This window comes from Chlamydiifrater phoenicopteri (assembly GCF_902807005.1).
Taxonomy (GTDB): Bacteria; Chlamydiota; Chlamydiia; order Chlamydiales; family Chlamydiaceae; genus Chlamydiifrater; species Chlamydiifrater phoenicopteri.
Window position 1 is genome coordinate 632854 of the sequence record NZ_LR777658.1, and the last position, 14692, is coordinate 647545.

General features: G+C 42.0%; 10 protein-coding genes. 7 read left to right on the plus strand and 3 right to left on the minus strand.

Annotated features, from left to right (window positions below; all coding sequences use genetic code 11):
* Positions 1-71: 71 nt before the first annotated feature.
* Positions 72-1649 (minus strand): hypothetical protein, encoded by a 1578-nt coding sequence (locus KJA58_RS02670; RefSeq protein ID WP_213357917.1) that lies wholly within the window; start codon positions 1647-1649, stop codon positions 72-74.
* A gap of 59 nt (positions 1650-1708) precedes the next feature.
* Positions 1709-3346 (minus strand): hypothetical protein, encoded by a 1638-nt coding sequence (locus KJA58_RS02675; protein WP_213357918.1) that lies wholly within the window; start codon positions 3344-3346, stop codon positions 1709-1711.
* Positions 3347-3880: 534 nt separating this feature from the next.
* Between KJA58_RS02675 and KJA58_RS02680 the strand changes: the two genes are divergently transcribed.
* A complete protein-coding gene (locus tag KJA58_RS02680) occupies positions 3881-4219 on the plus strand; it encodes a hypothetical protein (RefSeq protein ID WP_213357919.1) in 339 nt (112 codons plus the stop codon).
* 186 nt (positions 4220-4405) lie between these two features.
* Here KJA58_RS02680 and KJA58_RS02685 read toward each other — a convergent pair whose 3' ends face one another.
* Positions 4406-5710, minus strand: a complete 1305-nt coding sequence (locus KJA58_RS02685) for a hypothetical protein (RefSeq protein ID WP_213357920.1) — start codon at positions 5708-5710, stop codon at positions 4406-4408.
* 387 nt (positions 5711-6097) lie between these two features.
* Here KJA58_RS02685 and KJA58_RS02690 point away from each other — a divergent pair, with 387 nt between their 5' ends.
* From KJA58_RS02690 to KJA58_RS02715, 6 genes are all read left to right on the plus strand, one after another.
* Positions 6098-7012, plus strand: a complete 915-nt coding sequence (locus tag KJA58_RS02690) for a ribonuclease Z (protein WP_213357921.1) — start codon at positions 6098-6100, stop codon at positions 7010-7012.
* Positions 7013-7249: 237 nt separating this feature from the next.
* Complete coding sequence (locus KJA58_RS02695) at positions 7250-8263, plus strand: tyrosine recombinase XerC (RefSeq protein ID WP_213357922.1); 1014 nt, start codon at positions 7250-7252, stop codon at positions 8261-8263.
* Between the two features lie 119 nt (positions 8264-8382).
* Positions 8383-10005, plus strand: a complete 1623-nt coding sequence (locus KJA58_RS02700) for an ABC-F family ATP-binding cassette domain-containing protein (protein ID WP_213357923.1) — start codon at positions 8383-8385, stop codon at positions 10003-10005.
* Between the two features lie 14 nt (positions 10006-10019).
* Positions 10020-10625 carry a Maf family nucleotide pyrophosphatase gene (locus KJA58_RS02705; RefSeq protein WP_213357924.1) on the plus strand — a complete coding sequence of 202 codons (606 nt, stop codon included), beginning with the start codon at positions 10020-10022 and terminating at the stop codon, positions 10623-10625.
* Positions 10607-12343, plus strand: coding sequence for a HEAT repeat domain-containing protein (locus KJA58_RS02710; protein ID WP_213357925.1), 1737 nt, complete (start codon positions 10607-10609; stop codon positions 12341-12343). The genes KJA58_RS02705 and KJA58_RS02710 overlap by 19 nt, the downstream gene beginning before the upstream one ends.
* Before the next feature lie 23 nt (positions 12344-12366).
* Positions 12367-14676: a CT351 family outer membrane beta-barrel protein gene (locus KJA58_RS02715; RefSeq protein WP_213357926.1), complete on the plus strand. Its 2310-nt coding sequence runs from the start codon at positions 12367-12369 to the stop codon at positions 14674-14676.
* Positions 14677-14692 lie beyond the last annotated feature (16 nt).

Sequence of the window (14692 nt, forward strand, 5' to 3'; positions counted from 1 at the left end):
AGAACGAATTTCAAAAAAAATTTAACCACTTCCGAGAGAACGCTCTAGAGAAACTTTTTAGCGCAAAATATTCACCAAATATCGGATGCAGAATCCCCTTGATCGAGACCAAGAGCCGTAATCTCTAAGTGAATCAAAGAAAATAACTCCCCACCAATAAACTCCACTTCTTTCAAATAGCGTAAACCTTCTCGGAGCTTAGCTTCCAATAAAGGATCCTCTTGGTACAAAGAACGCATATTCCAAAGCGCAAAAGGCTTTCTATCAAATCGACAAGTACTTCGAGTATACTTTAAAACTAAAGAATGTGCTTTGCTAAAAATCTCATCCCCTCCATCCACGTATTCATGAAACTTACTTAAATTACCAGCAAACCCGGGGATTAAAGAGGCTTTTCTTGCGTATTCAGTGGCTTTTTGGCAAAAGAAAGACCATGACCAACCTTGACAACAGTACTCTTCCCCCTTAGATTTACAAAAAAGCGCCATAACAGCAGGCAGAATTCCTGAAAAGTGCTCCAAAAAAGACCATGGAGCTTTCCCTTCCAAAAATTTGCTACTTTCCTCCAGAGCTTCGCAGAAAAACTTCTGATAATGATCGAAAATTTGTGCTGATAACATGTAGGGATACACCTCATGCAGCCAATTCAAAAACATTGCTTCCACAGCTACTAGACGAGGATACTTCTTCACCAAGTTCGCATATATCATCAAATGGGAATGCTTAGCAGAAAGACTACAAGAAACCGTTCTAGCAATCTCTTTGATCTCTGACGAAGAAAAGCATCCCAGCATTAAGAAAAAAAACTCCCTAGAAAACCTATACACAAAGATCCGACGAAAATCTCTGGAGGGAAACACTTCTCGAAAAGCACTATCCCCCAGAAGTTTCCTCTCCCTTTTACAAAACTCTATGGAGCTATCCCATAAAGACAACTCCGAATATGTAGAAAAAATAAGTTCCTCATCTTTCAAATGCTGAGAAGCAAAATAAGGAAAAGTTAATCGCAACTTCTCCTCATCAGAAAGAGTCTCTATTTCTCTCTTATCCTTCAAAAACTTTCCCCGCTTAAGAATCTGCGTGCACCCGTCTATAAAAAGCTCCGCACCTGTAGAGGACGACGAACTATCAGTGAGCTCCTGCCATAAAGAACGCGTTTTTTTAGAAAATATTGGTTTCTTCGCCTCTGCCTGATACTGATTCTGAGCAAAAATAAGAGGTTTTAAAAGCTCAGCGTCCAACTCAGGAAATTTTACTAGAGAGCCATCGCACAAGGATTTTTTAGAGTCGATAACCTCTAATAGCTGAGATTTCAACTCCTTCATTTCCTCCTCCACAGCTCCTGCAGACTTTGAACAAACTTTAGAAAAAGTCCCTGATAACGTTCGAACTCCAGAAAACAATAAAACTCCACCTACCAAAGCAAGCAAAGCAGCTGTAAAAGCTACATACATGCCTGCAATGTTGGGAAAAACCATCTCAAACACCAACGACAGGGAGGCAACCATAAAAAAAATCGCTACGCTAAAAAAAATAGCTTTTGCAAAAGAGGATACTTTAATAAAAATGTCGCTCCCAGTGGCTTTGTGATTTTTTATTGATGGGCAAGAAGAACTGCTGTGAAAAGTATCTATCTGCGAAAGTTTCATTCCTTTACTCCTCTATCTCTCCTCCAGCCACTAAAGATTTTCCCAAACACGCTAGCCTCTTATTCGGAATTACCCAGCCCTAAAATCTCTTTTGCGAACGCTTGAATTTCTTCAACAGAAAAAGACCCTAAATATCCACTACGATACAGCTCGTGTAGCCCCTCATCAATTTTTAATAGTAATTCAGCGTCCTGATTACAAAGCGTGTTCATCTCCCACAAGGGAGTTGGGTTATCAAAGAAATTGGTAGGAGATCTCGGAAAATCTAATGATTCCTTGGATTGGTCACGCTCTTCCCTTCCACCTCTTTTCTGAACATATTCTACTAAGTTCTCTAAAGTTCCAAAATGATCCCCTTGAAAAAGAGTAGCGTTACAGTAATCCATAGTGGAATCGCAAAAATCTACCCACCCCCACTCATCCATGACAGAGTAATCCACAACGGCTTCTGAACCTGATTCTATGCTCTCCTCGTAAAGGCTTGTCGAACGCAAATACGGGAACTCTACCGAAGAAAGCTCTGTATCCCTGTGAGCGAAAAGCGCCAAGCAAGCAGGGAGCACACCTTGAAATTGTCCCAACCAATCCAACCCATGCCGCTCCAACTCGCTGTATGATCGAGAGTCTAAAAACGGAACCAAAGCATCAAAAAATGCTGTGCAGTAATCTGCAGGACGGAAGAACAACGAGTCTTCAACCGAAAATAAGTAAGCAAAGCTCTGTTGCAACCAGAAAAAGAACGCCGCTTCCGCAGCAACCAATTTTGGGAACCTCTTTATACAAGCGGCATATATAGTCGCCCTCTGTTCGCAAACACTCATTTCATCAGGTGTCGAGATGGATCCCTTTGAAAGACTATACAAAGAAGTTCCTTCATCAGAAACACCTCTTGATACCAAAAGCCCTTCAGAGAAAGTTTTAACATAAGCAGCTAACTCCTCTAGTTCTTGCAAAGTAAAAAACCCCAAAAGAATGAACAACCACTCTCTTTTACAACGAAGGTTTATCGCTAAAGCAGGGCTTTTGTGATGTATAAATTCTGGTTTATCTCGCCACCTAGATAAAAACCGTCCAGGGTACCTCACCGCAGCCGGAAAAGGAAATAGACGACGCAGCTTGCTGACAGCATCAAAACCTTGCCCCTTCACGCGGATATTTTCTTTAACATGCGGGCAAGAGGCAAAAGCCGTATCCACCCATTCGCTCACCAATGGATCTATTCCTAGAGGTGCTTGCTGCAAAAGATTTTTCGTGAACACCTTATTTTTAAAATCACTAACAGCCAGAGAAACACTTTCCTTTAAAAACTCTTTAACAAAATCTTCCCTCTGCGCAGAAACCTCTGAAGCCTTCTGATCATACTGAGCTATCCTATCGAAGACTTTTTCCATCTTCCGCTTGTTGTTGAGCAAAGCATACTTATAGCTAGCCAACCCTACAAGACACGTGGTCAAAAAAAGCAAACAAGCAAATGATACTACTGCGACAATCACAGAGGGGACATACACCCCAAGGAGAGAACCTACACCCAGAAAAGCTGTCGCCAGCAATAATGTGCTAACAACAACCATTACACAAATTATTCTTTCCGCTGTTCTTAAAGTTCGAATTCTTTCTTCTAACTTTTCTTTAAAGTCTACAAACCTTCGAAAAACAGGCTCCTTATGAAGCGATGCTGATAAAGATACTTCTTTCAAAAACAACCGATCAAATACAAAAGAAAGGCGGACATCCTACAACATTAGCCTTTTAAAATCATCCATTTACTCCCCCTCACAGACCTGTCAACAAATAAACATTACTTCATTATCAGTAAGTAAAAATTCTTTAAGAAAGACGAAAAAAAAAAGCACGCCCTATAATCCGCTCGCCGCACTCAACTAGATGTTGCTAAGACTCTTAGAATCTCTAAAACAATTTGTGCAGGAACAAGCCCCACTGTCTATATTTTGAAGTATGGATAGAAAAAAGCTTGCTCACACTGTCTACAACAACTAACTAGTTATGAGCGAAAAATTGGTTGCGTACGCAACTAGGAAACTACAAGCGAGCAAAAGTAAAACATCTTTGCAAACGTAATAATGATAGCAAGATTTTGCTAAAGACACAAAATACCTTTGTGGCTAACTGGCAACACCTTGATAAAGCGCGATGCAAATACTTTGCTCCAGAAACAGTCAAAACCTTGGCAACATATTAATTTTGTAAACCCAATCACAATGTGTGCAACAATGATGACACCTACATGCCTTCAAGGCTCCTTAAAAAAAGTACATGAGACAGCTCTTGGATTATTCGAATACGTTCGAAGTAAAATCGCTTCTAGTCGCATAGAAAAGCTTCTCGACTGCAAAAAAGCTTGCTCAGCAATGACTACTTGCGACAAAGTCATGCTCGTAGCCTTATCTATCATTTTCCTGGTATCTTTAATAGCAGCGCTAATGACCCCCATACATTGGACTGCGGGAATCCTTGCTATGGTAGGCTTTTCTACCTTGGCCATGGCTTTGAGCGTCTACAGTCTCTCCAGATCTCAGCTATCTGCTTGGGCAGAAAAAAAATTCGCTTAGATCCTCAGCTAAGATCTTGTGTGCATCATAGCCCATTTCAAAATGACGTAATGCGGTCTCATAAGATGCACACTAAAAAGCTTCTAGTGGTATTACACGCTATTGTTTCGTTCCTCCATGAAGACCAGAACGAAAATAATAAAAACCCCTGAATACCAAGGATCTCCACCCTATAAAACAGATCCTCTATACAGGATCTAGGCCCAACACCTGACACTCAAAAGCTTTTATAGCGTCCAAAGACTCCTCTCCTAGATAACCGCAATTTTCCAACACTGCCAAACCTTCTTCTATTTTTCTTTCCAGTTCACTATCTTCATCACATAAGGAACCTAAATCCCACAAAGCTTTAGGCTGTTGGAAAAAGTTTGTTTCAGTAAAAGCATATTTAGAGTGTACAAAATCATGTCCATAAAAAGCCTCTTCGCCCTTTTCTACGAATTGAAGGAACGCCTCCCAATTGCCAAAAGCTCCTTTATAGCGAGACGATAAAAAACAAAATTGAGAAGCTTTAGTAACAAAAGTTTCCCAATTCATATCTGCAGAGGCTGGCACCTCAAAATATTTTTCTCCTAAAGGAAAAGATATACTCGTAAGACAGGTGGGTATCCAACCTCGGAATTTTTCTAATAAATAAATTTTCTCTAGCCTATCTTCGCAAAGCTCTATTTGGAAAAAACCCTCTATTCTACTAAAAAACTCACTTTTATAACTGAAAGTCTTGTCTATAAAAAATGCATCCTGAGCATCGCCCAAGTAAGGATAACAATGCTTAAGCCATGCAAAATGCGCCGCCTCTACGGCTACGATCTTGGGCCATCGTTTGATACAAGCAGCATACAACCGATCGTAAGAAGAAAAAGAAGAAGCCTTAGTAGAGCGTTTACTATGAGAAATGAAAGATAAAAGTTCCTTCAACTCTCCTAAGGAAAAGAAGCCCAAAAAAATAGTCAATAAGTCTCGCACGCTACGAAACTTTATGCTACACCTTTTGTCTATGCCAAACATGGATGTTGCCTCATGATCTTCTAGGTGCCAAACGGCAGGCCAAACCGCACCTGTTTTCACTAAAGCTTCTATGACAGGACCAGAGCTTTGATAAGGAGTCTGCTCCTTTGCTGTTGGCAACAAATCTAGGAATTCTTTTTTCATATAAGCAATGGGAGAAAGGGGTTCTCCTTTCTTCTCTCTTCTTTTTAAGTGAAGGAGACTTGTCGTAACAACGCTGGCTATTACCGTAATGATGAGGGTCGCTAGCAAAATAAAAAGTTCTGCAACAGACAGAAGAGGTATATTTCCCGAAGAGAAGGCTCCTACAATCCCCAGAACAACGCTTGTAACAAGCAAGAGAGCCCCAACGAAAGTCACAGCTAAGCAAACAGTTTCTACTCGAGAAAAGTTTTTACAGATAGGTGTAATTCTTGAACACCAACCACTTTCTCGAGCCAATGCTTTAGATTCTAGATTCGAAATATCTCTATAAACCTTCATACACAAAATAATAAATTAAAACAAAAACCATTAAAAACAGAAAACATTAATACACTAAAAAAAAAAAAAAAAAAACACTAAACAAACTATATAAAAACAAATGACTCAAACCCAAAATCTCATTCTAAAAACTCCAACCCCATCAAACCTGTAAGAAAAACCAAGAAGAATCTCTAAAGCTATTCCTGTCCAAAAATGTAACTATTTCCTAGCCCCCTCTCTTACTCATTGTTCCATACATACAAGCTATTCCATCTTCTATTTAATCTCTCAGAGTGCTATCGTGTCTCCGTTAACCTTTTCCAAAAGTGTTTTGGACAAAGACCATAGGAACAACAGGGTCACCACGTACCCGTTTTTCTCTGAGGAATACTTTATCACTAAACTATGAGTGCACGAGAATTAATTATCTTGGGATGTTCGGGGCAGCAGCCCACAAGAGCTCGCAACCAGGGAGCCTATTTGTTACGCTGGAATTCCGAAGGTTTCCTATTTGATCCAGGAGAAGGCACTCAAAGACAGTTCATCTTCGCAGACGTTTCTCCAACCTCTGTTACACGAATCTTTATCAGCCACTTCCACGGTGATCACTGCCTGGGATTAGGCTCTATGCTAATGAGACTAAATCTCGATAAAGTTTCTTGGCCCATACACTGCTATTACCCAGCATCGGGAAAAAAATATTTCGACAGGTTGCGCTACTCTACAATCTACCACGAAACAATCAAAGTAATTGAACACCCTATCAAAGAAGAAGGCATCGTAGAGTCTTCAGACGATTTTTGTATCGAAGCAGCATGGCTAAAACACCCCGTAGATACACTGGGATGGCGTATAACAGAAGCCAACACCCGCAAACTCATCCCTGAAAAACTCACGCAAAAAAACCTTAAAGGACCTATAGTCAAAGAATTATTAACTAAAGGACAAGTAAAGGCTCCCGACGGAACATTGGTCTCCTTCAATGAAGTTGGCTATGTAAAGCATGGAGCTTCTGTATCCGTGATCGCCGACACTTTGCCCTGCAAAAATATCGAAGAATTATCAAGAAACGCTCGTTTAATGCTCTGCGAAAGCACTTACCTCAACGAGCATAAACACCTCGCTCTTTCCCACTCCCACATGACAGCCAAGGATGCCGCCACTATAGCAGCCAAAGCCAACGCGCAAGAGCTGATTCTGACACATTTTTCTGCCCGATACACCCACCTACAAGATTTCGAAAAAGAAGCTCGAGCCATTTTCCCTAACACCCACGTTGCTGAGGAGTTTCGCCGGTTCCCTTTCCCAAAAAACGAATAACTCCCCTAAAATCGGCACCAAAACCTCCACAAAAAATACAAACACTTATCAACACAAAACCTTTTCCTTTTATCGCTTATCAAAAGTGTCTTAACCTTCGCCTATAATCCCTTCCTGCAACAAAGTAAATCCTCATTGATTCCTCAGCACATTTCCTCTATGATCCCCATAAGAAAGGGCCTCCCTATGTAATGAAAAACACTTAAAACCAAAACTAAACTAGCAACCAGACACCCCATGTTTTCCTCCGCAATAGAATTCCTTAAACACCTCTCCACAATGAAAGGTTGCTCCCCCCATACTTTACGTAACTACGCCATAGACCTTGCCGACTGCATGACATTCTTAACCACCAACCATTCTCCCCCTCCTGTTGTCGAGAGCCAAGCAAATCCCCTAGAAAAAGAAAAACCTCTTACCTTCAAAGCCTCTGCTCTTCTTTCCCATCTCCATAAGGATTGTGCTTCCCCGTCTACCACCCCTCCATCACCCGACTTACAAAAAGTCTCTAAGGAACATCTAAGACACTATCTGCTCTCTCTTATCAACAATAACAAATCCAAACGAACCATACGCAGAAAGCTATCCTCCATACGCAGCTTCCTCTCCTACTGCGTGCGCACACAAAAAATTATCGATAATCCTGCAGAAACAATCCGCGGACCAGGATTAGGCAAAGACATCCCTAAACCTATCCACTACGAACAAGTTGTTGTCCTAATGTCCACTCCAGACCTTTCTACATACTCCGGATTTCGTGACCGCTGCATTCTAGAACTCTTCTACAGCTCCGGCCTTCGAGTAAGTGAACTCGTCGCCTTAAATCAATCAGATATAGACTTTACTACCCCCGCTGTCAAAGTCCGAGGAAAAGGAAAAAAAGAACGTATCATCCCCATGACGGAAAATGCTTCTTCCTGGCTAAAGAAATATTTGCATCATGTCGATAGAAATGCCTTACCTAATCCACACCCTAACGCTGTCTTTCTAAATCGCTTCGGAGGTCGCTTAACCTCTAGATCCGTAGATAGAAGCTTCCAGTACTACCTCAAAAAATCAGGCCTCTCAGGGAATATTACCCCGCACACTATTAGACACACCATAGCAACACACTGGCTGGAAAACGGAATGGATCTAAAAACTATCCAACTTCTCCTTGGCCACTCTTCCTTAGAAACAACAACCGTGTACACCCACGTCTCTGTAAAATTAAAAAGAAAAATTCATGAGAAAGCACACCCTCACGGATAACTTCCTTCCTCTTTCCTGCACAACTTTTATAAACGAATCAAATACCGATAAATATTTTTGATCTCTGTAAGAGTAAAGAAACTTGTTATCTATCACTTTGTCTGCTATCCTCCTCAGCCATGAGTATTGTTCTAGATAAAATCGGTAAGTCTCTCGGAACTCGAGTACTGTTTGATGACGTTTCTGTCGTCTTCAACCCAGGGAATCGCTACGGCCTCACAGGCCCTAATGGCGCAGGAAAATCCACCCTCCTTAAAATTATTACCGGAATGGTAGAACCTACTAAGGGAAGTGTCTCGCTACCTAAAAAAGTAGGCATCCTACGCCAAAATATCGAACAATTTGGTGAACACTCTGTTCTCGACTGCGTTATCATGGGTAATGCCGCTCTCTGGCAAGCCATACAAAAACGTGACGCCCTCTATCTAGAAGAATTCACTGATGAAATAGGGATGCAGATCGCCGAACTCGAAGAAGTCATCGCAGAAGAAGATGGTTACCGCGCAGAAACGGAAGCCGAAACCCTCCTGTCCGGTATCGGCATCCCAGAGGAACTTTTCTCGGCAAAAATGTCTACCATACCCGTAGACCTACAGTTCCGTGTCCTCCTATGCCAAGCACTATTCGGAAATCCCGAAGCTCTACTCCTCGACGAGCCTACCAACCACCTCGACCTCCACTCCATAAACTGGTTGGGAGATTTTCTTGTCGATTACCAAGGAACAGTCATCGTCGTCAGCCACGATAGACACTTCCTAAATACCATCACAACACATATCGCCGATATCGATTACGATACCATCATCGTTTACCCAGGCAACTACGATGATATGGTAGCAACCAAAACTGCTTCAAGGGAACAGGAAAAAGCCGACATAAAGTCTAAAGAAAAGAAAATTGCTCAACTTAAAGATTTTGTCGCTAAGTTCGGCGCTGGCTCCCGTGCAAGTCAAGTGCAGTCACGTATCCGAGAAATAAAGAAGCTTCAACCTCAGGAATTAAAAAAATCTAATATTCAACGCCCTTACATACGCTTCCCCCTATCAGAAAAAGCTTCAGGCAAAGTAGTTTTCTCCGTGGAGGATTTAGGCAAAAGTTACGGAGATAACAATGTTTTCAACAAGCTCTCTTTCGATGTCCACCAAGGAGACAAAATAGGTATCATCGGAAACAACGGTCTAGGAAAAACCACTTTACTCAAACTGCTTGCCGGAGTAGAAGCCCCCTCTCAAGGAGATATTAAAATCGGACACCAAGTACTTTTCTCCTATTTTCCACAAAATCACTCCGATGTTTTAAAAAATTGTGAAAATGAAACACTGTTCGACTGGCTCCGAGATCGTAAAACAGGTATCGGAGACCAGGAAATTCGTAGCGTCTTAGGGAAAATGCTCTTCGGTGGTGATGATGCCTTCAAAAAAATTGGTGCCCTCTCGGGAGGTGAAACGGCACGCCTATTAATGGCGGGAATTATGCTTGAGGATCATAACGTCCTTATCCTCGACGAAGCAAATAATCACCTCGATCTGGAATCAGTGTCTGCCCTTTCTTGGGCTATAGAAGATTATAAAGGCACCGTTATCTTCGTCTCTCACGACAGAAGCCTCGTCAATGACTGTGCTTCTAAACTCCTTATCTTCGATAAGGACAACATCACGTTCTTTAATGGGACCCTGGAAGAACACTCCTCCTCCCCATCCACCCAAAAAAACTCTACGCCAAAGGCTAAAAAAAGCAAATAGCTTCAGGATCTGCTATGCCTAAAACCCCAGAAGCAAGAATCATCCTAGCCTCTACATCCCCAAGAAGAAAAGAACTCTTGGCCAACTTTTCTCTTCCCTTTGCGCAAATGGATTCTTGCTTCGATGAGTCCCTAGTATCCTTCCAAGGAGACCCTGAAATATACGCTACCACACTAGCGTTAAAAAAAGGCCTCTGCCTACAAAAAAAAATTCTTGATCAGGATGCCATCATAATATCAGCAGATACTGTAGTTTTTTTTGATAATACCATCTTCAATAAACCTAAAGACCTCGAAGAAGCCCTTTCAATGCTACGCAGACTCAATGGCAATACACACAAAGTTATATCAGGAATCTCTGTCATACAAGGCGAACACACCGTGACAACCGCAGAGCAAACTCTTATTACTTTCAATAATGTATCCGATAAAACATTACAAAAATATGTGGCCACTCAATCAGTTCTTGATAAGTGTGGCGCTTACAGCATACGCCACTGCGGCAATCTTCTTGTCAAAGAAATTCAAGGAAGTTATCCCAATGTTTTAGGCCTACCTATCGCCGCCTTACAGGAAGTATTACTGAACTTTGGTATAGATTTATGGGATTTCGCTATTTAACACTCTTTATTGCTCTCCTCTCCCTCCCCCTATCAGCAGAGTTTTCTCCAAAATCTCGTATCAATATCCTAAACCTAAGTGTACAAAAAAACGTTCAAGAAGCCTTAAAAGAATACCTCCTTCACTACCAAGAAACAAACTCTCACGACTTTTTTGTCTTACGAAAAATTAGCGAGAATTGTCTCCACCAAGGATTCCTTTCTAATGACCCCTATATCCAAAAAAGCAGCATCCTGGGCGCCTCCTTATCAGGATCTTGCGAAGGCCTCGACATCCTAAAAAAAACTATGGAAACAGAAGATCCTTTCCTCCAACTTATGGCTATAGGATCCTTACACAATTATCTCGGATCCACCATAGAAGATCTCCTCATCAAAGCTATGAGCTCTCCATACCCCATCATCAGACTCGAAGCAGCATACAAACTCGCTTTGCTTAAAAATCCTGCCGTCGTTGACCACTTATACTCCTTCCTCAACAAGCTCCCCCCAGAAGCACGAGCCCTCACAGCAGCAATTTTTATTATGTTGGAAACCGAAGAAGCAGACGCTTATGTCAGAGAATTCCTTTCTTCTCCCAACCCAGCCATACGGGCGTACACAATCACTCTCATAGGAGAACATCATAAAGCTAGGTTCCTCCCTTCCCTACGAAGCTTGTCTGGAGGCGCTATTCTACCCATAGAACGCGAAGCCTTGCTTTTCTCTCTTGGGAATCTACGCGACTCTTCAAGCTATCCTTTCATCAAAAAATCTCTAACGCTCTCTTCTACGGAATCTATCCTAGCAGCAGTCGCCGCAGCAAAAATAGGCAAAGAAGAAGAGGCTCTCCCCATCCTTGAAAAAGGAATCATAAGCAAGAACTCCCTTGCCGTCGCTGCCTGTTCCTATTTATCTGCAAATAATGCGGAGAAACTCCTTCTTCCATTATTCAGTACTCTCCCACCTTCATCACAGTACCAACGCGCAGGAATCCCTGTATCTTCCGACGAAGATTTGCGCATCAATGCTGCTTTCGTTTTGGCTAAAGCTCGCTCCCAATCCGAAGTTGTTTCTTCCTACCTTAAAGACTTTTTTACTTGCCCCACATTTGGTAGGCAACTTCTACTCTCTCATTCCCCAGGCAAAAGCTTATCAGCGTTCCATTGGTCTCACCTTCCAGTCTCAAACACTCAATCGACAACGCAAACCTCTCTGAGACCTGAAAACGCCCTCCTCGATGCATCATTCCTTCTACCCAAAGAGTACTACCTTTCCATAACAGAAAGTTTACTATCCCATCACGAAGGTAGAGAGTTTCTTGCTCTACAAGCCCTCTCCCTCCTCTCGCAAAAAAAAGATTCTGCCGTCTTAGAAATCTTAGAAAAAGCCTCTCAAATACCAGGGAAACCTCTTCTACGAGCTTATGCAGACCTACATATTTACCGCATTACGGGAAACCCTTCAGTAAAAGATCGTTTGCGACTATGGCTAAAGGATTCTTCTGACGAAACTCTAATCCTTAAAGACAACGAAGAAATTCGCAATAAAGTTTCCTCAACATGTTTGAAATATGAAGTGATTCCAGAGTTAAAAACAAAAATCTTACTAGAAATACTAGAAACTTTGGTTACAGCAAAAAACAAAGAAGATATCCTGTTACTCGTTCATCTAATGACTGATGGAAAAGGAAAAAATCTTCCCTTCCTAGCAGGTTTGCTGGCGAAGATTTCGGAATAACTTTTTTGATTCAAAGATTGCATATGTCTCCCTTCTTTATGAAGAGCCGCTTTTTTAAATATCCCCTTAGAACAAGCTCTTGCCTCGCCGCCATATGCACAACTACTCTCCTCTCTGCTTCTTCAACAACAGAGACTACTAAAGACCCTTCCTTGACTCCTAGCCATCCACTCACGACTTCTTCTTTAAACAAGGAGTCCCAACACCTTGTAGCATCCACAGCAAATCATAATATACCCACTCCTACAGATCCATCTTGTGATGAAAACAAAAGCTCCCTCATACACAGCTTCTCTCCCGCTCCTACTGTAAATAGGAAAAATCACTACCTACGCCACTTCCAAGGACTCTCAGGAACCTTAGATATAGAAGATGGTGCCATCAGCGTGCGCCAAGACCTTCGTATACAAGCCAATAGGATTTACATTAAACAATCAGAATCCGAAGACTCCAAACTAGTCGCCCATGGGAATGTTATGGTTACCTACAAAGGCAAAACATTAACATGTGACTACTTCGAATACGATGAAGCTACAGATGTCTGCTTGTTAACAAACGGAAGATTCGCTCTATATCCTTGGTTCGTCGGAGGATCCACCATCACTCTAACTCCCGACGCTCTCCTCATTAATAAAGGCTATATTTCCACATCCGAAGGCCCCCGCAAAGATGTTGTCCTTTCCGGAGACCAGATAGAGTTTAATTCCGAAAATGTGCTTTCTGTAGGACCAACGACTTTCAAAATTAAGGGCATTCCTCTCCTCGCTTTCCCTACATTCTCTTTTATGCCTCTAGAAATTCCTAAGCCTCCAATTAATTTCAGGGGGGGGACAGGAGGATTCCTTGGATCCTACCTCGGCATTAGCTACTCCCCCATCAACCACAAAGACCTTGCCTCCACATTTTTTCTCGATAGTTTCTTTAAACACGGCGTGGGCGTGGGTTGTAACCTCCGTTACAAACCCAAAGACTCTTCTTCCTCCGATTTTGTTGATATCAAAAGTTATTACGCCCATCGTATAGCCATCGATATGGCCGAAGCTCATGATCGATATCGAGTTAACGGAGAGTTCTTATTCACAGGAACACCAGGAGTGGTACAAGGTTCTTGCCATATTGCTGACAGCTGGGAAACAGTCTCAGATATCTTCCCAAAAGACTTTGATCTCAAAAATACAGGACCTACGAAGGCTACTTACTCTTGGAATGCCCCTTCTCTTATGGGATACATACAAACAACTTTTAAAGCCAATAACTTCTTGAGCATCAACAAAGAACTTCCAACGATTTTTGTTAAACAAAAACCTATAAGATTTTTCAATACCCCCTGGTTTGTCGAAGGTGCTTTAGAAACAGGATACTCTTCGTTCTCATTCAGCGATAACATTCCCAAAGCCAAAAACTTCTCTGCCTTCAAAACTAACATGCGTACCTTTACCTACGCTGCCTTTCCCCTTTACTATGGAACACTTACACCAAAAATAAAAACCTCTATCACTTGCTGCAGTAGAAATAATAAAGCTCCTGAAGAAAAAAAATATTTTGGCGGCGGATTGCTAGAAGTAGATTATCGCCTCACGGCCGTTAAAAACTACTTCTCCTTCAAACATATTGTAGAACCCTTCATTACACTATCCGGATGGGGAAAGCCCGTAGCTCTTAACAAAGATCACGACATCTTTTCTGTTGAAGACGCCTTCCACTCCATAGCCTTGTTATCCAGCGGGCTATCAACAACATTGATCCCTAAAAAAATTTCTTTCGTCCCGCCAATTAACGGATCTATGAAACTCATCGCTGTATTGAATAACTGTCCCGGGCGGCCCCTATTTCCAAAACTTGAAGGCAAATTATCTCTGCCTACGGGAAGACATTCCAAAATTGGTTTCGACTCCGAATGGATCATGAAAAAACGTTGCTGGGACCATTTCAATGTGACATGGCAATGGACACCATCGGAAAATTATGCGGTATCTACAGAATTTTTCCACAGAAGCAAATACTCATGGAAAAAATGCTCTAAGGAAAACTATATTCTCGATGTATCCCGAAATGAAAAAGATCTCCTCGACTCCCCTCTTTCCGACCAGAGGAACACCTTGCTTGCCAAAGTATTCCTTCGCCCACACCCCTGCTGGAACCTCAAACTATCTCTACGCAGCGGATGGCTAAGGAAAAATGCCCCAGACTACCTAGAATATCAGGCCGTACTCGGCACAAAAATCTTTGAACATTGGCAGCTGTATTCTGTCTTCGAACATCGTGAAGCAGATTCCCGCTGCTATTTCTTCTTAAAACTCGATCACGCTCCCAAAGCAAACAAAGATCGGTAGCCCATACTAAAACACG